Genomic DNA, 24,107 nt, shown 5'->3' with positions numbered 1-24,107 from the left:
CTATTTTTTACATTTTTTGCAATTTTAAGTGTCGAAATCTATTTTCGACAAAACACGTATTTAATGGTAAAAAATATTCATAAGAATAAAAAACTTCCAAATCTTCCCTAAATGCTAAATCATTTAACTTGATTGAGTTCTCTTGTTAAGCGTACAGCTTCCTCTGCTTTTGGTCTTACAAAACGTCCCAAAAAGAGATAAACAACCGGTGTAACATAAAGAGTAAAAATAGTTGCCAAGCCTAAGCCACCAACGATTACCCAACCTAAAGCTATACGTGCCTCCGCACCAGCACCTTTGGCTAAAACCAAAGGAATCCCTCCTAAAATAGCACAAATCATTGTCATAAAAACTGGACGAAGACGAATATTTGCTGCTTCTTCTATAGCTTCACGTACACTTTTACCTTGATCACGTAACTGATCTGCAAACTCGACGATAAGAATACCATTTTTAGCCATAATTCCAATCAGCAAAATTAAACCGATTTGACTGTATATATTAAGGCTAACACCACTTAAAAACATAGCAATCATAGCACAACCAATCCCTAATGGTACAGTCGCCATGATAATAAACCCTGAAATAAAACTTTCAAACTGTGCAGCTAAAACCAATAAAATGATCACAAAGGCGATTCCAAAAACAATCATAAAATTGGAAGATGTTTCATTCAGTGTTTCAGCTGCTCCCAAGGGAACCACATAGTTTCCTTTTGATAACAAAGGAGCAGCAATTTCCTGTACAGTCTGATAAGCACTGCCTAAAGTAACGCCTGGGGCAAGATTTGCGCTTAAAACCACCGCACTCATACGTTTTTCTCGTTTTAATTGGGGTACGGTAGCTTTTTCATGTAAACTTGCAATAACCGATAAAGGAACATATTGATTTCCTTTTGTTTTTAAAAAAATATTTTCCAAGTCACGAGGGCTCTTCATAGGATTTTTACGCGATGTCAATTTAACATCGTAAGAATGATCATTTACATAAACAGAGCCAATCTTTTTACCATCCAACATTGTTTGTAATGTATAACCCAAATTGGTAATATCAATCCCTAAATCAGAAGCTTTTTCTCGATTAATTTCAATAAAAAACTGTGGTTGCGTTGCATCGACAGTAAGTCGTGGACGAATAAAACGTGGATCAGCTTGTAAAGCACTCACGAGCTTATCAGCAATAGGTTGTAATGTTTTATAATCACTGCCAAGAATGGCAAATTCTAATCCTTGACCCGTTCCTCTTACACCTAATGAGTTTCCTTGTGCAGCAAACACCAAAACTGCTGGAAACTGTCTCACTTTTGCATTAATATCTTCTACAATTTCTTGTTGATTCCGTAACCGCTTATCCCAAGGGGAAAGTAATAAAATTAAAAAAGCGGTATTGGTTGAGCCGTTCATGCCCACTATAGAATAACTGTTAGCAATCTCTCCAGAATCACGTAAAGGCTGTAATCGCTCTTCAATTTTTTCTACTTGCTCATTCATATATTGTGCAGAAATACCTTGTGGGCCATTGACCACTAAAAAGATAAGAGACCTATCTTCTGGTGGTGTTAATTCTTGTTGCAACTTCATATAACTGCCAACGCAAAGACCTGCAAAAATAAGTGAAGAAAAAACAACAGTCCAAGGCCTTTCTAAGCATTTATGCAAACTATAAATATATCCTTTATGAAAAAACGAACCTAATTTATCCAAAAAAGTCAAATAATGGTGCACGCCTTCTTTCTTTTCCTCGCTATGTGCTTTAAGAAAACGCGAAGCCAACATAGGGCAAAGTGTTAAAGCAACAATTGCGGAAAGAAGAATAGAAATTGCCAAAACAAAACCAAATTCTCTAAAAAGTCTTCCCACTTGCCCAGGAAGAAAAGAAATAGGTACAAAAACAGCCACTAGAGTCAATGTTGTTGCTAAAACAGCAAAAAAAACTTCACGCGTTCCTAACACCGCTGCTGCTCTAGAACCTAATCCCATATTGCGCCATCGAACAATATTTTCAAGAACAACAATGGCATCATCCACTACAAGTCCTGTAGCTAAAACAAGCCCCAAAAATGTAAGAATATTCAAAGAAAATCCTACAAGATAAATGGCTGCAATTGTACCAATTAAAGCAACAGGAAGAGATAAAGCAGGAATAAGCGTTACACGAATATCTCTTAGAAAAAGAAAAATAACCAAGATAACGCTAAGGATAGCAATGACCAATGCAACTTCAACTTCATGAAGTGCGCTCTTGATAAAAAGTGCATCATCACTAATAACATCTATATGCACATCAGGAGGAATAATCGTTTTAAGATTATCGACAGTCGCTCTCACACCTTTGGAAATATTAAGGGTATTAGACTCTGCTTTACGCACAATCCCTAACCCAATACCTGTCTTTCCGTTGATACGAAGAATAATCGTTTCTATATCAGGTGACAAAGTCACATGTGCGACATCACCGAGACGTACATGAGGTTTTAAGACAACTTGTTCAAAAGCTTCTGGTGTTGTTAAACGTGCAGTAGCATGCACAATTAAAGCTTGCTTAGAATTACGTAACGAGCCCACAGGTATATCAGTTGTCATATCTGCAAGAGCATTTGAAATATCTGCCACTGTTAATCCATAACTGGCAAGTTTTGCTTGATCTACATCAACTTGAAAAATCTTCTTTCGCGCACTCGCAACTTGTATATCACCAACACCATCAACAGCAGAAAGTGCATCAACAATTTTATCATCTACAACCGTTGTTAAATCATCAATACTCATTGTTGGTGAAGTCACAACCAAATACATCATTGAAGCAGCATTTGAATCTGCTTTAATAATAAGAGGTGCATCTGCTTCTTTTGGTAAAGAATACGTAACAGGAGACAAAGCATCACGAATGTCAGATGCTGCAATATTCAAATCAACACCCACATTAAAATTAACCTCTACACGAGAAATGCCAAAAGAAGAAGTTGAAGAAATTGTCTTCACACCTGAAACGCGAGAAACGGCATCTTCTATAACTTTCGTTACTTCACGATCAATTGTTTCTGCTGATGCACCAGAAAAAAGCGTTATAATCGTCGTCACAGGAGTATCAACATCTGGGAGTTCCCGTACATCAACATTCAACCATGCAGAAACTCCTGCAATCATGATCATAGCATTCAAAACGAAGGTAAATACTGACCTACGAATAAATAAAGAAATGATACCGCCTTGCTCCGATACCTGCGACTGTTTTGTACTCAATTCTTGGCTCATTGTTCATCTTTCCCATAAACGGCTGATAATTGCTGTTGATGGGCGTCTGGAGCCTCAAGAGTAACCTTGCTTCCTGGATAAAGCATTTGTACTCCCTGAATAACAATTTGATCACCATTTTTTAAAGGTGCTTTTACAAAAACCTTATCTGTTTCATGCTGAATAATCGATACTGGTATAGACTCGACTTTTCCCTCTCTCACACGCCAAACAAATGACCCTTTACTATTCCATTGAATTGCAAGAGGATTAACGACAGGGAAAGAACCACCATAAAATTGTAAAGCAATAGAAAAAGACATACCAGACATAAGCGCATCTTTTTCATTCTTAATTTCAACTTGGATGTGAAGTGTACGGCTTTTAGGATCAACAATATTATCAATCGCATAAATATGGCCAACAAAAACTTTATCAGGTTGCGCCGTTAATGTTGCGGTTACCTCATCTCCTTTATGGATTTGTGAGATATATCGTTCAGGAACCCATATATCGACCAAAATACTTTCTCTATTCTCAATACGCCCTATAACAGTGTTAAGGGTTACAGCATTGCCCTCATCAATGGGCAAAATGCCAACAATTCCTTTTATTGGTGCACGAATTGTTCGCCGGTCAAGATCTACCTCAGCATTCTGAAAAACTAAATTTGCATTTTCTAACTCTAATCGTGCAGTAACCTCCTGAACCTCTGTTGCTGTATTGCTAGCACGCAATTTAAGAATACGTGAAAGCGTTAAAGCACTATTGTCACGCTGTACTTTTGCTTTTGCAGCCGCTATTTCTTCCTTTTTAGAATCAAGCTTTGCTATTACATCCCCTACTTGCACTTTTGTACCAGCTGATACAAAAAGTTTATCAATAACACCTGGAGATAAAGGCGTTAATTCTACCTCAGCGAGTGCTTGCCCACTTCCAAGCACATTTAACCGTTCATAAAAATCCTGAATTTTTACATAATCAACAACAACATAGGCCGGGGAGCGTTTCCTTGGTATCTTTGAAAGATTATGCGATGCATTTGTTGTTTTATCTACTATAGAAATACCTTGTTCTGAATTCTGTTTTCCAGCCCAATAGGTAACCATCAAAATAATAACGAAAAACACCCATGGAAAGATTTTTTTTAACACTTCTATACATCCACCCTCGCTGTGTCATGAATACGCAAACTTATTTGAAACAGTTTTCAACAGCAATATCCGAGTTTCATATAAAAGCCAAACTGCAGGTAGTATATTTTACCCCCCGCCGCAAAAAACATATCTCATTTTTGTTTGCGTATCTTTTCTACATTTAAACGTCAAGTTAACTATCGTTCATCTTAATTTATACACTGAATATAAATTAAGAAAACGCCTCTGTAAAAATCCAATTGAAATCGGAAACATAATCATTGCATTTCTTACAATGTTTCCTCAATAAAAAGATAAATTTTCTATTTCTATTAAGTTTCACTTGCAATTTTTTAATGAAACGATTAGGAACCCTTTGTCTTCAAAGATAAAAAATTAAAAATATAAGCACCCGTAGCTCAGCTGGATAGAGCACCAGACTACGAATCTGGGGGTCAGGAGTTCGAATCTCTTCGGGTGCGCCATTATAAAAATTTTATTCTTTTCAATGCATTGTTTAAATTAACAATTATAAACTCTCTCTTAAATTGCTTTAAAATATATTTAGTGTGTGAGAGCAGGATATTGTTCTAATTCTTTTGAGTGCGAATCAAAATTTGTTTTTTCTGGAAACCTTCGCCATGTTAGAAACTGTTTCTCTGTAAAATTTCTAAAATTATTAAACCTTATCTTTATAAGATATAAAAATATCTAAATAAAATAAATTGTTAAAAATAGACATCACACTCCCAAAAAATTGCAGAATTTATATCTGGAAATTTTTCTGATCTCTTTCATTCTTTCTAAAACTTTTTAAAATTTCATTTCGTGATGCTTTTTAAAAACTATAGCAATATTATTTCATTTTTTATTTTTTCTTGCACAGCATATCATCGATCTTTATGATAGTTTACTCTATCTTGATATCCTATAAGCTATCATAGCCAATAGAGTACACGCTCTCAATGCTAAAAAACTAAATTAAAGAATTTTTCTATGCCCAAAACAGATATTGAAATTGCTCGCACAGCTAAAAAACAACCCATTATTGAAATTGCTAAAAAAATTAATATTGCACATGAAAATCTTATTCCTTACGGACATGACAAAGCTAAAATTTCTTCTACTTATATAAAATCGCTTAATAAAAATCCGGATGGTAAACTTATCCTGGTTACAGCTATTAACCCAACACCTGCAGGAGAAGGAAAAACAACAACAACTGTTGGGTTGAATGATGCTCTCAATCTCATTGGCAAAAAAACTATAGCCACTTTGCGAGAACCGTCTTTAGGTCCTTGTTTTGGAATAAAAGGGGGAGCTGCTGGAGGTGGTTATGCTCAAGTAATACCGATGGATGACCTTAATTTGCATTTTACCGGCGATTTTCATGCCATTACAGCTGCTCACAATCTTCTTGCCGCGATGATAGATAATCATATCTATTGGGGCAACACTCTAAATATTGATCCACGTCGTATTGTCTGGAAGCGAGTCCTCGATATGAATGATCGCGCATTGCGTGATGTTGTTATTTCATTAGGTGGAGTTACCAACGGTTTTCCCCGTCAAACAGGTTTTGATATTACTGTTGCATCAGAAGTCATGGCACTTTTTTGTCTTGCCGAAAATTTAGAAAATCTGACGCAGAGACTCAAAAAAATTGTCGTTGCCTATCGTTATGATAAAACACCTGTGACAGTTGCTGATCTTAATGCAGAAGGCGCAATGACAGTTCTTCTCAAAGATGCTATACAACCTAATCTCGTACAAACAATTGAAAACAATCCTGTGCTTGTTCACGGAGGACCTTTTGCCAATATTGCTCATGGCTGTAATTCAGTTATAGCAACAAAAACTGCTTTAAAACTTGCTGACTATGTTATTACAGAAGCAGGATTTGGAGCCGATCTTGGTGCAGAGAAATTCTTCGATATTAAATGCCGACAAGCAGGTCTTGTACCGAATGCGACCGTGATTGTCGCAACAATTCGTGCATTAAAAATGAATGGTGGTGTCAACAAAAATAATTTGACAGAAGAAAATGTCGTTGCTTTACAAAAGGGAGCAAACAATCTTTTAAGGCATCTTAAAAACATGGAGAACTACGGTATTCCTTGTGTTGTTGCTGTTAACCATTTTGCAACCGATAGCGACGCTGAAATCAGTACATTACAAAAAATAGTTGCCGCAACAGGACACAAAGCTATTATCTGCAAACATTGGGAACAAGGAGGAAAAGGCGCCATAGAACTGGCGCAAGAACTCGTAACCTTGATTGAAGAAAAAGCTTCCCATTTCAAAGTTCTGTATCAAGATGATCTTCCGCTTGTTCAGAAAATTAATTGTATTATCAAAAATCTTTATGGTGGCCGTGGCGCTATCATTACAGCTCCTATTCTCAAACAACTTGAACACTGGGAGAAAGAAGGATATGGAGCATACCCTATTTGCATGGCAAAAACGCCTTATTCTTTTTCTTCTGATCCCACACAATATGGTGCTCCTGTTGATTTTGAAATTCCTATACGGGAGGTGCGCCTCTTGGCAGGTGCTGGCTTTATTGTCGTCATCTGTGGAGATATTATGACCATGCCAGGCTTACCGCGTTACCCTGCTGCTGAAAAAATTTATATGGATGAAAATAATCAGATAAAAGGGCTTTCATAAGCTTATATGCAGCAAACTCCATCATCTATTGTAAAAAATACTCTATAGCAAGAAGAATGGAATTTAAAAAAGCAATGTAGACAAATACCCTCTTTATGTGTTATGCATATATTGTATGTTTCCTTTTAGATATACCTTTTAAAAGGAAGTGGATTTTTTCCTATTATTTATAATAATGAAACAAAACAGGATAAGCAGTGCAAGTACTCGTTCGTGATAATAATGTTGAGCAAGCGCTACGTGCGTTGAAAAAAAAGATGCAGCGTGAAGGTATCTTTCGTGAAATGAAAATGCGTGGTTATTATGAAAAACCATCGGAAAAACGTGCTCGTGAAAAAGCTGAGGCTGTTCGTCGTACACGTAAACTTGCTCGTAAACGTGCACAAAGAGAAGGCCTTATTGGTAATGGTCGAACTGCTGCGGTAAAGTAGTATATTTTACTTGTTATAAAATCACATTGGTTGTGGATGAGTAGAGCGTAATATCTTAGCGATTTACACTGATAGTTGTTTTTATTATCTACTCTTTCTCATCTTGTTGTTATTTTTTTCTTTACACCCATAAAGGGTTCATGTGTTTTTGATGTAATCTTAATAGAAATGACTTTGTTCCAAGCCATTTTGAGCAATCGGAATAATACGCTGTTACTTGAAATAAGTTAAAGGGGGATTGTATATGTGTTGTAAGGTGTTTTTGTTCCTTACTTTATATAATTATCCCTCTTAATGCGATTTCCCCCTCTTAATATAATTTTCTTTGTATACAAATTATGTAATCGTTCTCTTAATGTAGGATACAATATTCAATATCCCTCATACTCCCCAATTATATTAGATTGCAAAAATAAATCATGGCTCAATATACAACTGTATGTGTAAAAATTATAAGCCTCAGATTTATATCTCTCTTCATTTATTAAAATAAGCAGATACAACTCTATTATTTTAATGTTTTATCGGTAATTTTTACTTGTTAGATACGTACATAGCCTAATTTATTGGTTTAATATAATTATAGCATGACCAATTCACTCAATCTCGTGGTATTCTATAATAACATTCCAACATTTGTAAAAATGTACGATAGTTAGTAAAATATTCAACTGCCTTTCCATGTACTTCAAATAAAAAATTGTGTGAAAATAAAACCCTCACAGAGTTATGAAAATAAAGTGGGGATTAAGAAACTCAAATTTTTTACGTATTTCGTTATTCTTATCCAGTACTCTCATTGTTTAGATCTTTTTAACTACGATATGTCATAACTTTTATTCATTCTCAATTCTATTTTTCAGATTGTAGTCTAGCCAATATGTGCAAAATAAAGGATGTAAGTGTGCAACATTCTCGTTGGTTTCAATTTTCAATACTCGCATCATGTATCTTAATGGCAGAAAGCGTTATCTTTAGTTTATCTGGTTTTTTGTATGCACAAACACTCAATCAAAATTTAGGACCAAGTGGTTTACCACTTCCGCGCTTTGCTTCAATTAAGCCTACGCGTGTTAATGTGCGCGTCGGACCAGGAAGTAATTATTCTATTATCTTTACTTACAGAAAGAAGGGATTACCTATTGAAATTATTCAAGAATATGATCAATGGCGTAAAATTCGTGATGCAGAAGGAGATGAGGGGTGGGTCTATCAATCGCTCCTATCAGGAAAACGCACTGCTATTACTGTTCCATGGCAAAAAGATAAAACAAAAAGGCTGATGTTACGCAAAAGCCCAACAGATAATGCAGAACTCGTAGCAGAAGTAGAACCTAATGTTATTGGTTATATTCGCCAATGCGACGGAGGACATTGGTGCGAAATCAATATTAACAACACCCGCGGATGGCTTCATCAACCTCAATTATGGGGAATTTATCCTGATGAAAAAATTAAAGGTTGGTAAATCCGCAATTCAATATAGTTGAATTTTTATTCCTTATAATCAGATTTACTTTTTAGGCTTTAACCGAACTATTAAATCAACATGTGAAATCTCCATACCCTCCGGTGGTTTAGGCAAGTTTTTAATAATAGGAGCTTCTTCTAAATTGCACGGAATATCAAGAATACGATTTTCACCTTCTATATAAAAATGATAATGATCAGACGTATTGGTATCAAACCAAGTTTTTGAACCTTCCACAGCTATAATCCTTAATAACCCCTCTTCTGTAAACTGGTGAAGTGTATTATAAACGGTTGCTAAAGATACAGGCACCCCCGCTCTCACAGCCTCTTCATAAAGCTCTTCAGCAGAAATATGACGGTTGCCTTTAGAAAAAATCATATAAGCAAGTTCCAATCGTTGACGTGTTGGTCGCAAACCATTTTGACGCAAACGCTTTTCTAACATAGAGATGGAATAATAAGGCATCATCTTTCCACAATCTTCTACAGACTGTTTTTCTTCATTCAAACCCAAATCATCTACGCTCACTGACATATTTTAAACCATAATATATTTCTATTTTGACAAAATTAAAATACAACAAAATGGAGACAGTATGATAGAATCCTTTATTCCATTATAGATAACTATTCACACAAGATACATAAAAAAGGACTTTTGTCATTAAAAATGGTATAAAATCATTTCCCTCTTCCTAAAATTTGCTCTAAAAGTAAGTTGAAGAAAAGCACAGAAGTAAAAATATATGCAAATAAATGGAGTAACAATGACTGAAAAAAAGTCTCGCTACACTTATGAAGAGCTTCTAAGCTGTGCTCGCGGTGAAATGTTTGGTAAAGGCAATGCACAATTACCAGCACCACCAATGTTAATGATACATAGAATCACTCATATCGATGAAACTGGTGGTGAATATAATAAAGGAATAGTTCGTGCTGAATTTGATGTTACTCCAGACCTATGGTTTTTTGATTGCCATTTTATAGGAGATCCTGTTATGCCAGGATGTCTAGGTCTAGATGGCATGTGGCAATTAACAGGTTTTTTTCTTGGTTGGTTGGGAGAACTAGGAAAAGGGAGAGCTATATCAACAGGTGAAGTAAAATTATCAGGTATGGTAACTCCCAAAACACAACTTCTTGAATATGGAATAGATTTTAAGCGTATCCGACGTGGGAATTTGGTCTTAGGAATAGCTGATGGGTGGGTAAAAGCAGATGGAGAGACCATCTATAAAGCGAATGATTTACGTGTTGCTTTATTCAAAGAAGACTGAAAATTATTTCTATCAGAAAAGGTGCTTTTATTATTCTGTATGAAACAAGGAGGTATGAATGCGTCGAGTTGTTATAACCGGAATGGGTATTGTTTCTGCGATTGGAAATGACCCGCAAGCCGTTTTAACCAGTTTAAAAGAAACAAAATCTGGAATTTCTTACGCACCTCAGTATGCTGAATTAGGCTTCCGTAGTAGAGTTTACGGTAAACCTGATATTAATATAGAAGAGCTGGTAGATCGACGTGCCCTGCGTTTTCACGGACGTGGAACAGCTTGGAATCATATCGCTATGGACCAAGCAATTAGTGATGCCGGTTTAGAGCCTCATGAGGTATCGAATGAGCATACTGGAATTATCATGGGATCTGGAGGTGCTTCAACACAGTCAATTGTTGAAGCTGCTGATATTACACGCCAAAAAGGTCCAAAACGTATAGGACCTTTTGTTGTGCCAAAAGCAATGAGTTCTACAGCGTCCGCAACGCTTGCAACTTTCTTTAAAATTAAAGGTGTAAATTATTCAATCTCTTCGGCTTGTGCTACATCCAATCATTGTATCGGCAATGCTTATGAAATGATTCAATATGGTAAGCAAAAGCGCATCTTTGCTGGTGGTTGCGAAGATTTAGATTGGACATTATCTGTTTTATTCGATGCTATGGGTGCTATGTCCAGCAAATATAATGATGTTCCAGCTAAAGCTTCACGAGCTTATGATACTAATCGTGATGGTTTTGTTATTGCTGGTGGAGCGGGAGTATTGGTGCTTGAAGAACTAGAAGTTGCTAAAGCACGTGGTGCAAAAATTTATGGAGAAATTGTTGGTTATGGTGCTACATCTGATGGATACGACATGGTTGCTCCTTCAGGAGAAGGAGCTGAACGTTGTATGCGTATGGCACTTGCTACTGTAAAAGATAAAATTGATTATATTAATCCCCATGCAACAGCAACACCTGTTGGAGACCCTCCTGAAATAGAAGCAATTCGTCGTATCTTTGGAGCAGGAGATAAATGTCCTCCAATCTCTGCTACAAAATCTCTAACCGGACATTCATTAGGAGCAGCAGGTGTTCAAGAAGCAATTTATACACTGTTAATGATGAATCATAATTTCATTTGTGAAAGTGCCCATATTGAAGAACTTGATCCGGCTTTTGCTGATATGCCTATTGTTCGTAAACGCCGTGATCATCAACAACTTAATACTGTATTGTCAAATACATTTGGATTTGGTGGTACTAATGCAACGCTTATTTTCCAGCGTTATGCATAAATCAGGAGTTCTTAGCTTATCGAAAAAATTACGGTCTTACGGAGAATAATATGAAAGGTTTGATGGAGGGCAAACGTGGCCTTATTATGGGGGTTGCAAATGACCATTCAATTGCTTGGGGCATTGCATGCCAACTTGCAGAAGCGGGAGCTGAATTAGCTTTTACCTATCAAGGAGATGCTTTTGGAAAACGTGTACGGCCACTCGCAGAAAAACTTGGCTGTAAATTAGTATTAGAGTGTGATGTTGAAAAAATTGAGAATGTGGATTATGTTTTTGAATATCTTGAGAAAGAATGGAAAACGCTTGATTTCATTGTTCATGCTATTGGTTTTTCTGATAAAACACAGCTCAAAGGGCGCTACGTTGATGTTACAACACGTGAAAACTTTAAACGCACAATGGTTATTTCAGCGTATTCTTTTACTGAAATTGCTCAGCGTGCAGGTAAGCTTATGCCTAATGGGGGAACACTTTTGACACTTACCTATGGGGCTTCACAACAAGTGGTCCCTAATTATAATATCATGGGTGTAGCTAAAGCTGCTTTAGAAGCTATGGTGCGTTATTTAGCAGCAGATTTTGGTCCTCAAAATATCCGTGTCAATGCAATTTCAGCTGGTCCTATTAGAACCTTAGCAGGGAATGGTATTGCCGCTGCACGCGCAATATTCGCGCATCAACGCCGGAATGCGCCATTGCGCCGTACTGTAAACATTCAAGAAATCGGAAAATCTGCTCTTTATCTTCTTTCTGATTTATCATCAGGTGTTACTGGCGAAATCCATTATGTTGATTCCGGCTATAATATCATGTCTATGCCAATACTTGAAGAACTCAAGAAAAGTGAAGATGCTCAAGAAGAAGAATAATCTGTCATATTTTTTAAGTGTAAACATAGTCATTTGCATATCTTGAGTAATATGTTGAAACCTTGCTTTAGAAACAGATAATTGAAAAAGCAGTTTATTTTGAATAGCCTTACCTTCAATAATGTTACAAACTTTATATTTTAATTATATTGTCTAAAAACTGTTTCTTCATAACTTATTGCTAAAGAGTTGTCTTTTATTCAAGTGATTAAAGACAGTCTATTTTAGTTTTTTCTCATATGCGTTAAATCTCTCATGTTCTAAAATCATTTCAAAACATATTGTATCAATATATTTCATCTTTAAGTGTACGATTTAACAATGTATTAGCCGCTTCACGTACATTTTTGCTGCAATAGAGGATTTGATAAATTTGTTCTGTAATTGGCATTTCTACCCCAATACGTCGTGCTAATATATATACTTCCTTGGTATTTAAATAGCCTTCAACAACCTGACCAATCTGTTTTTTTGCTTCTTCTATGTTCGTTCCTTTGCCAAGTAATAGTCCAAAACGACGATTGCGCGATTGATCATCCGTACTTGTCAAAATTAGATCACCTAAACCTGTCATTCCCATAAATGTAGAAAGTTCAGCACCCATAGCAACACCTAAACGACTTATCTCGGCTAATCCGCGTGTAATGAGTGCTATACGAGCATTAGCTCCAAACCCCATACCATCTGATATACCTGCACCAATAGCAATCACATTTTTGACTGCTCCCCCTAGCTGAACACCAATCATATCTGAATTTTTATAAACCCTACAACTTTTATCATGACAGAAAAGCTGTTGTAATTCTTCACTAAATTCAGCATTAGAAGCTGCTATCGTCATTGCAGTAGGTAATCCCATAGCAAGCTCTTTTGCAAAAGTTGGTCCTGAAAAAATTGCTAAAGGAATTTGAGCACCTAAAACTTCACGAGCAACTTCTTGTAGAAGACGTCCTGTTCCAGATTCTAAGCCTTTTGTTGCCCAAATAATACGTGAGTTCTGATCCAAATGAGGTTTAATATTATACAATACCTGATGAAAGACATGGCTTGGAACAGCTATTAATATAATATGGCTTGCTGTTATTGCTCTCTTAAGTGAAGCTTCAGGCAACAAATTATCAGGGAATCGAATACTAGGTAAAAACGCCTGATTACAGCGATGTTTCTGCAATTTTTTGATATGTTGAGGATTATATCCCCAAAGCAAAACACGATGTCCATTACGTGCAAGCGCAATAGCTAATGCAGTACCAAAAGAACCAGCACCAATAATTGTTATCGAAACAGTTTCCATTAAATTTTCTAATTTATTTTTCAAATTTTTGGTTTTAATGACCTCTGTTTGCTGCATATATCTTCATGCAAGAGATATTTTAGTATAAATTACTAAACCTGAAACTGCTATTTCTTCATAGCTTTATTTTGCCATAACATGGATAATTTTTATTAAAATCCTTATATCCTCTATATTCAATTTTATAAACATTATTTTTTTACATTCTATCAATAGCTCTTTTTCTCAAATATACATTCAAAATTGCCATTCTTTTCTGAATCACTTTTTCCTTATGCCCTCCTAAGCACACCTATCTTACATTATCTCGCGCTTTTATAAAGCATATGCCCGAGGAGCCTTTGCTTTAGCATCTGCTCCACGGACATCTCTCTTCTTAACCTATTACTTTATCGAAGAATGCGTATCTTGAATGTGTCCTTACGGATTTTGCACATTTGGCTGTTTTTCTACAGAAACATTTTTATTTGGTAAGCGCTTTAAAACCGATGAACTTTGTTCTTCTTGTATTTCCGACTCAATAACACGCCCTGAACCACCCATCATATTATAATTCAAATGAGAAATAGCCCACCACGTACCTCCAACAATAACAAAAACGCAAATAACTGCAAACCATAAAGCAATTAAATTCCATTTAGCATCTGGACCAGAATTCAAATGTAAAAAGAAAACAATTTGTACTATAATCTGAATAATTGCCATCCCAATAAGATATGCAACTTTTGTACTAATTGCCCAGCTTTCCATCATTCCATACATTACAGGAATAAAAGAACCCAAAGTGAACAATACAGCCAAAAGAAACCCTACTAAATAACTCCCTGTACTGGGATTATGTGTTTCATTATGCAGACTCATTATAGCGCTCCTAACAGATAAACCATGGTGAAAACACCAACCCAGACAATATCAAGCAAATGCCAAAAAATTGAAAGACAAGTCAAACGGGTTTTATTATCTTGATCTAAACCACGGCGACGAAGGTGAAAAAACATCACAACCATCCAAAGTAGACCAACACTCACATGAAGACCATGGGTACCAACCAAAGCAAAAAAAGCTGACCAGTAAGCAGATAAAATTTCTCTTCCAAAAAGCTTTAAACCGGTTTCAGGATCAATACCAGCATAAGCACTAGGATCGAAATAAAACACCTCTCCTAAAAGCTCATGGAATTCGTAAATTTCCATCCCAATAAAGCAGCATCCAAGTACAAAGGTAATGGCCATCCATAAACGTACACCACTGAGATTATCCTTATGCATTTGTACCATTGCAAACCCATAAGTAATTGATGAGAATAATAAAATGGCGGTTTCAACCAAAACAAATTTTAAATTAATAAACTCATTACCTGCTTTACCTCCACCATAAGAAGCAGAAAAAACAGCAAAACTTGAAAAAAGTGTCGAAAACAAGATCAAATCCGAAAGAATATAGACCCAAAAACCAAATGTCATTACTGAGCTACTATCGTGATGATGTTCATCTATGGCATTCGTATTATTCACTGTTATTGCACTCATACTGTGACTCCTTGCTCCTTAAGAACTGCTGTAAAGGCATCTTCAGTTTTTTGAACTTCTTCAGCTGAAATATAATAACCATGGTGGTCACCTGTTAATGAATGACACACTATCGTTGCAATAAAGCCAATCAAGCCAATAGCAGCAAGCCACCATATATGCCAAACAAGTGCAAAACCAATAACTAGCGAGAAGAATCCTGCGATAATTCCAGCTGATGTGTTTGATGGCATATGAACTTTTGTAAATCCATTTGTCGGACGCTGATAACCATTTTTCTTCATATGCCAGTAAGCATCATCAGACTGTACCTTTGGAAGTATCGCAAAATTGTAAGAAGGAGGAGGTGAAGAAGTAGACCATTCAAGTGTTCGCGCATCACCCCAAGAATCATTCACTGTGACTGGTAACTGTCCTTTATGCTTAATACCGTACCAAATCGCTAAAACAACCTGTAATACAAAACAGAGAATACCAAGTAAGATAATAAAAGCGCCTAGCGCAGCAACTATAAACATTGGCTGCCAAGTAGGCTCTGCATAATGTTGAAGACGACGCGTTGCACCCATTAAACCAAGCGCATAGAGTGGGAAAAAAGCAAGGTAAAATCCAATAAACCAACACCAGAAAGACGCAATACCCAACATCCTATTTGGCTTATAACCGAAAACTTTTGGAAACCAAAAAGCAAGTCCCGCTAAATAAGAGAAGACAACGCCTCCAATAATTGTATGGTGAAAATGTGCTATTAAAAAGAGCGAGTTATGGAATTGCCAATCAGCAGGTACAATAGATAATAAAACACCTGTTAACCCACCACCAACGAATGTAAAGATCATCCCCATACACCAAAGCATCGGGGGCTCAAAGCGAATTTTCCCCTTATACATCGTGAGTAACCAATTAAAGACTTTAACACCTGTAGGAACTGCAATGATCATTGTTGCAATACTAAAAAAGGTATTGACCGCTTCACCACCACCCATTGTAAAGAAATGATGCCCCCAAACAAGAAGGGAAAGAATCAAAATAACTACCATTGCCCATACCATGGAAGTATAACCAAAGAGGCGTTTTGAAGAAAAGGTTGACACAACTTCAGAGACAATTCCAAAAGCTGGAACAACCAAAACATAAACTTCAGGATGACCAAAAACCCAAACATAGTTAATCCATACCATTGGATTCCCGCCACCAACATTGGTAAAGAAGTTCATTCCTAAATAACGATCACATGCTAAGAGTGCAAATGCTACAGCTAAAACAGGATAAATAACTACAATAAGGATGTTACTGACAAAAGCACTCCAACAAAAAACAGGCATCTTCATCATTGTCATTCCAGGCGCCCGCATTTTAATGATCGTTGCAATAAAATTGATTGAACCCATGGTGGTCGCTATACCAGAAAGTTGAAGCGACCATAGATAATAATCAACTCCTGTATCTGGACTCATCTGCAACTCTGTGAAGGGTGGATACATAAGCCAACCACCACGACCAAAATTACCAATAGCTAGTGATATATTAATCAGTATTGCTCCTGCAGCTGTAATCCAAAATCCCAAATTATTTGCAAAAGGAAAAGCAACATCACGAGCACCAATTTGAAGTGGTATAAGATAATTGAAAAGACCAAATAAAATAGGCGTGGCCATGAAGAAAATCATAATGGTACCGTGCGCCGAGAAAATCTGATCAAAATGATCTGGTGGTAAATATCCTGCTGCTTCACTCCCAAGCGCTAAAGCCTGATGTGTCCGCATCATAATCGCATCGGCAAAACCACGAACAAGCATGATAATTCCAAGGACAATGTACATAATGCCAATGCGCTTATGATCAACCGTTGTAACCCAATTTCGCCAAAAAACGCCCCACCACCCAAGCACACTTAAGCCAATAAAAGCAATTAGGCCAACTAATACAATCGCAATACATGTATATAAAACGATCGGTTCATGTGCAAGTGCATGAAAAGCACCCGCTGTAGGATCTGTAAGTCTTCCAAACATTTCTCAACCCATATCAAATGAATTTTAGTTTCAAAGAAACCTCATTTTAAAAAAGGATTTCTTCTCGATTTACCCTCTAAATAACGTCAGGATCAAACACTGAACAAAGCGCACCCCACAGCGTCTGAGCTGCGGCACGTCTCATCAAATCTTCATTACATACCGTATTTTCATCGACACATCGATTAACAACCCGATAGTAAAGCCGCTTCTCAACAGGTGCAAAATAACGAACTTCGGCATCTTTTTTCTTTGCAGCAACATCACCCATACGAGGCGCAATAGACAGCTGACGATAAGATACACGATCAAGCGCTCGACCATTAGCCCGAGCTTTCATAACCCAATTATTAAAATCTTCTAAAGAGACAGAATGCCATTGAAACCGCATATTTGCAAAACCATCACCGCTATAATTTGCTGAGCTTCCATTGAACACTCCTCGTTCTTCAGCTAACAAATGTAACTTAGAATTCATCTGCGGCATAGCATAAATAACCGTACCCAATCTTGGTACCCAAAAAGCATTAACAGAACTCTCTGATGTCAATTGCAATAAAACTTGGCGACCTTCAGGCGCATAAATTTCATTGATCGATGCAATATTATACTCTGGATAAATGAAGAGCCATTTCCAATCAAGTGCCACAACATCTACTTGCAACGGCTTTTCTTCACCAACAACTTCTACTGGAAGTGGATGTTCTGGTTCAAGCTTATAGGTGTAATAGGCTGTAAATGCACCTAAAACTAACACGATAACAATTGGAATACCCCACATAAATGCTTCAATTTTATTGGAATGCCCCCAATCAGGCAAATATTCTCGTGAGGTATTCGATGCGCGATATTTGATAGCCAAAAATATCACACTCACCATAACTGGAATAACAACACAAAGCATAACAGCAACACAAACAATAATCAAAAACAGCTGCTGACGTGCAACATACCCCGCTGGGTGAAGAACATCCCACTTAAAACCTGATAAAAGTAACATCCCCCCTAAAATTACGAGTATCTTTATTTGTTTAACAAAGTTTCTCATCTCACCTGCCCCATCATACATATCAGAAGTTGCCATAAAAAAATGACAAAATCTTAATAATATGCTTACCTATTAAAAAAAAATTATCAAGTAAATTCAAATGCCCTTATTAAGATTATACAATTTTAATTCTTCTACGCCAATTTTAAACCTCTTGGCAATATATTCGAGCGCAAATCGATACCCTTCATATCCACAACCAGAAATAACGGCATCCACACCTGCAGAGACATAAGAATGTCGACGAAAAGTTTCACGATGATAAATATTAGACAAATGGACTTCTACTTTTGGGCCTGAAAACATCTTTAACGCATCAAGAATTGCAACAGATGTATGGCTGTAAGCAGCCGGATTGATGATTAATCCACTACTTACTTCAAGCGCTTCTTGTATCCACTCTACCAATTGACCTTCACTATTACTTTGATAAAAGCGGAGTGTCATGTCAAATTTTATCGCCCATTCTTTACAAAATTGTTCTATATCTTCTAAAGTTTTAGTTCCATAAATTTCTGGCTCACGTCTTCCAAGACAATTTAAATTAGGGCCATTTAAAATCGTTATAACTGTAGGCATAGTGAATCTTTTCTTCTCTATTATCATATATCAAAAAAATTTTTAGTATGTTTTTTATTGTGATAAAGCACCATCTTTAATTTCAAAAAATTCTGCGCGTCCTCTCAAGGTGTCAAATAAAATGCTGTCTGTTCCAGTCATAAATGTTTGCCCACCTAAATCATCCAGAATATCAAATAAAGCATTACGTCTATGAGAATCAAGATGCGCAACAATTTCATCAAGAAGAAGAATAGGCGCTTTCTCTGAAAGTATACCTGTTAAACGGGCATGACATAAAATCAAACCTGTTAAAAGTGCCTTCTGTTCACCCGTCGAACAAAATGCTGCTTCCATATTTTTATCAGCATAAAAAACCTGTAAATCTGTGCGGTGTGGTCCCTCTAATGTTCGTCCAGCTGCACGATCCAATGCACGATTATGTTGTAATCGATCACAAAATTGCTCTTCAACTTCAATAGCTGATAGATTATTCAAAGCTGTTTCTAAAAAACCATCAACTTGCAAAAAAGCACGCGGAAAAGGTGTATGAACTGGCATTTGTGCAAATAAGTCATTTATAAGCCGGATAATATCAATACGGGCTGCGGCAATAGCTGTTGCTAATTCTGCCATTTGCTTTTCTAATGCATTAAACCAAGCATGATCTTCATTACCATCTAAAAATAAACGATTACGCGCACGCATAGCTCTATCATAATCTATTATGCGACGACCATGTAAAGGATCAATAGCCAAAACCATACGATCTAAAAAACGACGACGCTCAAGCGAAGAACCTGTAAAAAGCCCATCCATAGAAGGTGTCAGCGCACTCATATGGCAATATTCTGTTAGGCTATCACCTGTTTCACTGACACCATTAATATGAACTTTTCGACTGTTATTACCAATTTCCAACGCTGTACCAATATTCACTTCACCATAAAGCGAACATTGAAGACGCGCAAATACAACAAACCCATCATCTCCACCATCCGAAGAACTAATATCAGAATAAGCTGCACGTCGTAAACCACGCCCCGGAGATAGAAAAGATAACGCCTCTAAAAGATTTGTTTTACCAGCACCATTATGGCCTGTAAAAACAACATGTTGTCCTGAAAAATGAATATTAAAAGAAGAATAATTACGATAACGTATCAGCTTTAGTTGCTTTACCGCCACTTTATGCACATGATTTGCATCGCATTGCAAAATAATTGTCCCTAAACGCGAATAGGCATCAACACGTAAAGCGCATCCGCATCATTATTATCACGAATCAGAGCTGGTGCGACAGAATCAGCTAACATAAAAACAATTTCATCACTGGAAAGTTGCCCAGCAATATCAAGAAGATAACGTGAATTAAACCCTATCTCAAGAGAATCAGATGTATAAGTCACAGCTAATTGATCTTCTGCACTCCCAGACTCAGGATTATTAACGACAAGTTTTAATTGCCCTTGTTCAATTGCTAATTTTACTGCACGCCCACGATCACTTGAAATTGTAGAAACACGATCAACCGCAGAAGAAAAATCCTGCCTATTGACAACCAATTTTTTATCATTTCCAAGTGGAATAACACGTTGATACTCTGGAAATGTTCCATCAATTAACTTTGAAGTCAAAACTACAGAGCCTATAGAAAAACGAATCTTTGTTTCTGAAAGCTCTATACACACATCACTATTAATTTCTTCTGAAAGAAGTTTTTGCAACTCTCCTACCGTTTTACGAGGAATAATAACACCTGGCATCCCCTCAATCCCTGAAGGAGCGTCCATATCAACTTGTGCCAAACGATGACCATCAGTTGCAACTAAACGTAGTTTTAACACATTATCATCAATAACATGAAAATAAATACCATTAAGATAATAACGGGTTTCTTCAGTGGAAATAGCAAATTGCGTACACTCAAGTAAATGCTTTAAACCTGATGCTGATAAAGAAAAACGATAACCAAATTGCCCTGGAAGTGATTCTGGAAAATCTGCTTTAGGAAGACACTGAAGTTGAAAATTTGCACAACCAGAAACAACAGACATTGTGCTTGCCTGATTCATATCAACTGATAAGACAATCTCACTACCATCGGGCAACTTTCGAACAATATCATACAACAAATGCGCTGGAACAGTGATTGCTCCAACTTCTTCAACATGAGCAATGAAAGATTCTATAACTTCTAAATCAAGATCTGTTGCTTTTAACTGCACACCACTCTTGTCTGCATCAATTAATACATTCGATAAAATAGGAACAGTATTACGCCGTTCCACCACACGGTGGACACGACTAAGAGATTTAAAAAGTTGATTACGATCAACTGTAATACGCATAAAAGCTCCGTGACAATTTACTAAAACTATAGGAACAAACAAAAATAACAGATTTAGTTTATAGAATCATCTGTCAAGTTTTATTCAACCTCTCTTAAAATAACAAGCGTCTCTCCTACAAGGAAAAAATCACTTTTCATTCCACTCCTGCAATATTTTCTAAGGATTAAGAAAAGACTCTACACACTAGGCAGCCTGTTCTCCAATTAATCGTTTAAGCAATTCAAGCTCTTTAGCTAACGTCTGATCATCACAAACCAAATCTTCAATTTTACGTACAGCATGTAATACGGTTGTATGATCACGCCCTCCAAAACGACGCCCGATCTCTGGCAATGAGCGAGGTGTCAACATTTTTGCTAAATACATTGCAACTTGGCGCGGCTTTACAACTGTACGAGTCCGACGATTAGATAATAAATCTTGCTTAGAAACATTATAATGGCGCGCAACCGCACGTTGAATTTCTTCAATCCGAATACGTTTAGGCTCACCTGAACGCGTCAAATGACCTAACAATTCATCAATCCGTTCTAAAGATAAATCAGACTCAAAAGACTGACGGAATAAAAGTTGATTAAAAGCGCCCTCAATATCACGCCCCGACCCCAAAACCGTTTTAGCAATATATTCTAAAATCTCATCGGAAATGACAACCATGTTATCATCTTGTTGTGCTACCTTTAATCGCTGACGCAACATTTCCAAACGCATCTCATAATCTGGAGCTTCAATTTCAAGAGCAACACCCCCCTGAAGCCGAGATCGAACGCGAAGATCTAGTGATTCTAGTTCTGCTGGTGGACGATCCGCAGCGACAACAACCTGTTTTGCACTATCAAGCAACATGTTAAGAAGATGACAAAATTCATTTTGTATAGACTTTCCTTGCAAAAATTGCATATCATCAATAATCAAAAGATCAATGTCGCGAAGCTGCTCTTTAAAAGAAAGAGCATCATTATCACGGATAGCTGTTGCAAAACGCCACATAAAATATTCCGCAGTCAAATAAATGACTCGTGCTGGCGTTAAACGTTTTAATGCCGCCGCTGCAATAGCTTGAAGCAAATGTGTTTTTCCTAAGCCAACAGACGCATGAATAAAAAGAGGATTAAAACGCAAAGCACTTTTATGCCCCTCTGCAACAGAACGCGCTGCAGCTAAAGCAACACGGTTAGAAGAACCCTCAACAAAACTTTCAAAAGTATAGCGAGAATCAAGAGGAGAACCAAAAACTCCTGATTCAACACTCTTTACTGCATCTTCACTATAACACTCAACAAAAGGAGATGCTGCTTGCTCTTCTAGAGTAATAGGAGCTGAATTTGTTCTACAGATAACACTTTTTGAAACACGCTTCATACCACGCACAATCACTTCAACACGAAGAATCGCTGAATTCTCCTGTTTCCATAAATTAGTTAAAAGAGAACCATAGTGATTATTAATCCATGAACGTAAAAATGCCGTAGGAACAGAAAGCTTTACAAGATTACGGCTATACTCAGCAAGTTTCAAACGACCAAACCAACTGGTATAAGCTTCAATGCCAACTTGTGCTTTTAATTGCGCCATCACGCGTGTAAAAGCCGCTACACCTTCCTCCTCTGAAATAACCGGAAAATCTACAGAAGTATTTCTACTAACTAATCCACCTCTATCTGTCATCTTAATTATTCTCTCTGTCGACAGGATATTCACCGAAACCCTTTTAAAGGAACTAGCTTTAGAGTTCAATTTATCCACCATCTTTCATCCCGATAAACAAAAATTGTATCTTGCTAAACAACTAAAAATTAAATTAGCGACAGCAAAAACGCTCTACCCAAAATAAGTTTCCTTATCCTCCCCTAGGATAGTCCATCACAACCCCACCAATAAAGATGACCAATAAGATTCACTTATACTCATGATACGACCCATTCTTTGCAATGGAAAACATACCAATCAAGAAAACTAAAAATACTTCAGACAGTCTACCCAATATGAAAGCTCGTAATAGCCTAAACCAAAGCACATTATATGCAACAAAAACTCTATGAACTGATTATGAACCCCTGTATATTTTTAGTCTCCAAAAGAACCATACAAAACAGCAGTGGTAAAATGCAAGGGGGCAAAATAAAATCAAAAATCATGATAAATTTGCATATACAAACAGAAAATGAGAAAAATAGTTGATTCAATTCATTTTTTTTCTTTAAATTTACCAATTATAAAGAATCTCTCCGGATGAAAAAAAAAAAATAAAAATGCTTGACAAAAAAGACTCTGCAAAAATCCACAGAGCTTGTGGATAACCATACAAACTCTACAAATCTGCTCTACTTTTTTATAAGGAGAATCGCTGTATTTTCTTTCCCAAAAAGGACAAAGTTTTCAGAAAATACAAAAAACCAGCGCTTATATGACGCTGGCATAATCATTAGTAAAATGAAAAATTCTTAAACGCTGAGAGCTTTCAAACGCTTTGCTAAACGCGATACCTTCCGCGCAGCAGTATTTTTATGAAAAACCCCTTTAGAAACTGCACGCATAATTTCAGGCTCAAAATTCTTAAATGCTATTTCTGCAGACGTCCTATCGCCACCAGCTACAGCATCATCAAACTTACGCATAAAAGTACGAACGCGTGAACGACGTGCTCTATTAACCTGCGTACGTGCAACAACCTTGCGCACCGCCTTTTGAGCCGAAGGTGTATTCGCCATAAATCTCTCTCTCTTTCAACTCATTGGATAAGAGCAATCTCTACGACCTCTTCACCAATATCAATAAATCATGTTAAGCAAAACTATAAAATTGCTTATAACTGGACAGCTTATAGCGTAACATTTCCGTCAACGTCAATCAAATTTTCAAAGAAGGGCATAAAAAATAAAATACAATTCTTATACCCAACTTGATATTTCAAAAACACTCTTTAGCATACAAAAGC

19 protein-coding genes and 1 tRNA gene are annotated in these 24,107 nt (G+C 36.8%); 7 read left to right on the top strand and 13 right to left on the bottom strand.

All coding sequences use genetic code 11. The features are described 5' to 3' along the window. Positions 1–119 precede the first annotated feature (119 nt). Both K3248_RS02065 and K3248_RS02060 read right to left on the bottom strand, forming a co-directional pair. The gene (locus K3248_RS02065; protein WP_220716708.1) at positions 120–3,254 is read right to left on the bottom strand and encodes an efflux RND transporter permease subunit; all 3,135 of its coding nucleotides are present in this window, start codon (positions 3,252–3,254) and stop codon (positions 120–122) included. Next, positions 3,251–4,393, bottom strand: coding sequence for an efflux RND transporter periplasmic adaptor subunit (locus tag K3248_RS02060; RefSeq protein ID WP_220716829.1), 1,143 nt, complete (start codon positions 4,391–4,393; stop codon positions 3,251–3,253). Before K3248_RS02060 ends, K3248_RS02065 begins: the two co-directional genes overlap by 4 nt. Before the next feature lie 384 nt (positions 4,394–4,777). On the opposite strand from K3248_RS02060, the gene K3248_RS02055 reads away from it, so the two are divergent. The 4 genes from K3248_RS02055 (at position 4,778) to K3248_RS02040 (ending at position 8,938) form a co-directional block, all read left to right on the top strand. Beyond that, positions 4,778–4,854 (top strand) — tRNA-Arg (locus K3248_RS02055). A 511-nt stretch (positions 4,855–5,365) separates the two neighbouring features. Next, a complete protein-coding gene (locus tag K3248_RS02050; protein ID WP_220716707.1) occupies positions 5,366–7,039 on the top strand; it encodes a formate--tetrahydrofolate ligase in 1,674 nt (557 codons plus the stop codon). 197 nt (positions 7,040–7,236) lie between these two features. Next, entirely contained in the window at positions 7,237–7,470 is a 234-nt protein-coding gene (gene rpsU / locus K3248_RS02045) for a 30S ribosomal protein S21 (RefSeq protein ID WP_220716706.1), read from the top strand. Positions 7,471–8,374: 904 nt separating this feature from the next. Continuing rightward, the gene (locus K3248_RS02040) at positions 8,375–8,938 is read left to right on the top strand and encodes an SH3 domain-containing protein (protein ID WP_220716705.1); all 564 of its coding nucleotides are present in this window, start codon (positions 8,375–8,377) and stop codon (positions 8,936–8,938) included. Positions 8,939–8,983: 45 nt separating this feature from the next. Here K3248_RS02040 and irrA read toward each other — a convergent pair whose 3' ends face one another. Next, the gene (gene irrA / locus K3248_RS02035; protein WP_220716704.1) at positions 8,984–9,478 is read right to left on the bottom strand and encodes an iron response transcriptional regulator IrrA; all 495 of its coding nucleotides are present in this window, start codon (positions 9,476–9,478) and stop codon (positions 8,984–8,986) included. A 232-nt stretch (positions 9,479–9,710) separates the two neighbouring features. On the opposite strand from irrA, the gene fabA reads away from it, so the two are divergent. From fabA to fabI, 3 genes are read left to right on the top strand one after another with little or no spacing between them, the layout of a single operon-like run. Then, complete coding sequence (gene fabA / locus K3248_RS02030; RefSeq protein ID WP_220716703.1) at positions 9,711–10,220, top strand: 3-hydroxyacyl-[acyl-carrier-protein] dehydratase FabA; 510 nt, start codon at positions 9,711–9,713, stop codon at positions 10,218–10,220. Between the two features lie 58 nt (positions 10,221–10,278). Further along, entirely contained in the window at positions 10,279–11,499 is a 1,221-nt protein-coding gene (fabB, locus tag K3248_RS02025; protein WP_220716702.1) for a beta-ketoacyl-ACP synthase I, read from the top strand. Positions 11,500–11,549: 50 nt separating this feature from the next. Further along, a complete protein-coding gene (gene fabI / locus K3248_RS02020; RefSeq protein ID WP_220716701.1) occupies positions 11,550–12,371 on the top strand; it encodes an enoyl-ACP reductase FabI in 822 nt (273 codons plus the stop codon). Positions 12,372–12,657: 286 nt separating this feature from the next. Here the strand turns inward: fabI and gpsA are convergent, their stop codons facing one another. The 10 genes from gpsA to rpsT form a co-directional block, all read right to left on the bottom strand. Continuing rightward, a complete protein-coding gene (gene gpsA, locus K3248_RS02015) occupies positions 12,658–13,665 on the bottom strand; it encodes an NAD(P)H-dependent glycerol-3-phosphate dehydrogenase (RefSeq protein ID WP_220716828.1) in 1,008 nt (335 codons plus the stop codon). 420 nt (positions 13,666–14,085) lie between these two features. After that, positions 14,086–14,526 (bottom strand): cytochrome o ubiquinol oxidase subunit IV, encoded by a 441-nt coding sequence (gene cyoD / locus K3248_RS02010; protein ID WP_220716700.1) that lies wholly within the window; start codon positions 14,524–14,526, stop codon positions 14,086–14,088. Further along, positions 14,526–15,194, bottom strand: coding sequence for a cytochrome (ubi)quinol oxidase subunit III (locus tag K3248_RS02005; protein WP_220716699.1), 669 nt, complete (start codon positions 15,192–15,194; stop codon positions 14,526–14,528). Before K3248_RS02005 ends, cyoD begins: the two co-directional genes overlap by 1 nt. After that, positions 15,191–17,209, bottom strand: a complete 2,019-nt coding sequence (cyoB, locus tag K3248_RS02000; RefSeq protein WP_220716698.1) for a cytochrome o ubiquinol oxidase subunit I — start codon at positions 17,207–17,209, stop codon at positions 15,191–15,193. The genes K3248_RS02005 and cyoB overlap by 4 nt, the downstream gene beginning before the upstream one ends. Before the next feature lie 76 nt (positions 17,210–17,285). Next, complete coding sequence (cyoA, locus tag K3248_RS01995) at positions 17,286–18,257, bottom strand: ubiquinol oxidase subunit II (protein WP_220716827.1); 972 nt, start codon at positions 18,255–18,257, stop codon at positions 17,286–17,288. 96 nt (positions 18,258–18,353) lie between these two features. Next, positions 18,354–18,836 carry a type II 3-dehydroquinate dehydratase gene (gene aroQ, locus K3248_RS01990; protein ID WP_220716697.1) on the bottom strand — a complete coding sequence of 161 codons (483 nt, stop codon included), beginning with the start codon at positions 18,834–18,836 and terminating at the stop codon, positions 18,354–18,356. Between the two features lie 54 nt (positions 18,837–18,890). Continuing rightward, positions 18,891–20,033, bottom strand: coding sequence for a DNA replication/repair protein RecF (recF, locus tag K3248_RS01985; protein WP_220716696.1), 1,143 nt, complete (start codon positions 20,031–20,033; stop codon positions 18,891–18,893). A gap of 11 nt (positions 20,034–20,044) precedes the next feature. Continuing rightward, positions 20,045–21,166 carry a DNA polymerase III subunit beta gene (gene dnaN / locus K3248_RS01980; protein WP_220716695.1) on the bottom strand — a complete coding sequence of 374 codons (1,122 nt, stop codon included), beginning with the start codon at positions 21,164–21,166 and terminating at the stop codon, positions 20,045–20,047. A gap of 186 nt (positions 21,167–21,352) precedes the next feature. Then, positions 21,353–22,918: a chromosomal replication initiator protein DnaA gene (gene dnaA / locus K3248_RS01975; RefSeq protein WP_220716694.1), complete on the bottom strand. Its 1,566-nt coding sequence runs from the start codon at positions 22,916–22,918 to the stop codon at positions 21,353–21,355. Between the two features lie 695 nt (positions 22,919–23,613). Continuing rightward, complete coding sequence (rpsT, locus tag K3248_RS01970; protein WP_220716693.1) at positions 23,614–23,880, bottom strand: 30S ribosomal protein S20; 267 nt, start codon at positions 23,878–23,880, stop codon at positions 23,614–23,616. Positions 23,881–24,107: the final 227 nt, after the last annotated feature.

Origin of the sequence: Bartonella raoultii, from assembly GCF_019659805.1 — a bacterium.
GTDB lineage: Bacteria > Pseudomonadota > Alphaproteobacteria > Rhizobiales > Rhizobiaceae > Bartonella > Bartonella raoultii.
Note: the sequence above shows the minus strand (reverse complement) of the source record. Positions and strands in the feature narration are given on the sequence as shown.

Coding starts and splice junctions, on each gene's coding strand:
- cyoA (WP_220716827.1), bottom strand. CDS start 18,257: ATGAGAAACTTTGTTAAACAAATAAAGATACTCGTAATTTTAGGGGGG.
- dnaA (WP_220716694.1), bottom strand. CDS start 22,918: ATGGTGGATAAATTGAACTCTAAAGCTAGTTCCTTTAAAAGGGTTTCG.
- K3248_RS02065 (WP_220716708.1), bottom strand. CDS start 3,254: ATGAGCCAAGAATTGAGTACAAAACAGTCGCAGGTATCGGAGCAAGGC.
- fabI (WP_220716701.1), top strand. CDS start 11,550: ATGAAAGGTTTGATGGAGGGCAAACGTGGCCTTATTATGGGGGTTGCA.
- dnaN (WP_220716695.1), bottom strand. CDS start 21,166: ATGCGTATTACAGTTGATCGTAATCAACTTTTTAAATCTCTTAGTCGT.
- cyoB (WP_220716698.1), bottom strand. CDS start 17,209: ATGTTTGGAAGACTTACAGATCCTACAGCGGGTGCTTTTCATGCACTT.
- K3248_RS02005 (WP_220716699.1), bottom strand. CDS start 15,194: ATGAGTGCAATAACAGTGAATAATACGAATGCCATAGATGAACATCAT.
- fabB (WP_220716702.1), top strand. CDS start 10,279: ATGCGTCGAGTTGTTATAACCGGAATGGGTATTGTTTCTGCGATTGGA.
- fabA (WP_220716703.1), top strand. CDS start 9,711: ATGACTGAAAAAAAGTCTCGCTACACTTATGAAGAGCTTCTAAGCTGT.
- rpsT (WP_220716693.1), bottom strand. CDS start 23,880: ATGGCGAATACACCTTCGGCTCAAAAGGCGGTGCGCAAGGTTGTTGCA.
- irrA (WP_220716704.1), bottom strand. CDS start 9,478: ATGTCAGTGAGCGTAGATGATTTGGGTTTGAATGAAGAAAAACAGTCT.
- K3248_RS02050 (WP_220716707.1), top strand. CDS start 5,366: ATGCCCAAAACAGATATTGAAATTGCTCGCACAGCTAAAAAACAACCC.
- aroQ (WP_220716697.1), bottom strand. CDS start 18,836: ATGCCTACAGTTATAACGATTTTAAATGGCCCTAATTTAAATTGTCTT.
- gpsA (WP_220716828.1), bottom strand. CDS start 13,665: ATGGAAACTGTTTCGATAACAATTATTGGTGCTGGTTCTTTTGGTACT.
- cyoD (WP_220716700.1), bottom strand. CDS start 14,526: ATGAGTCTGCATAATGAAACACATAATCCCAGTACAGGGAGTTATTTA.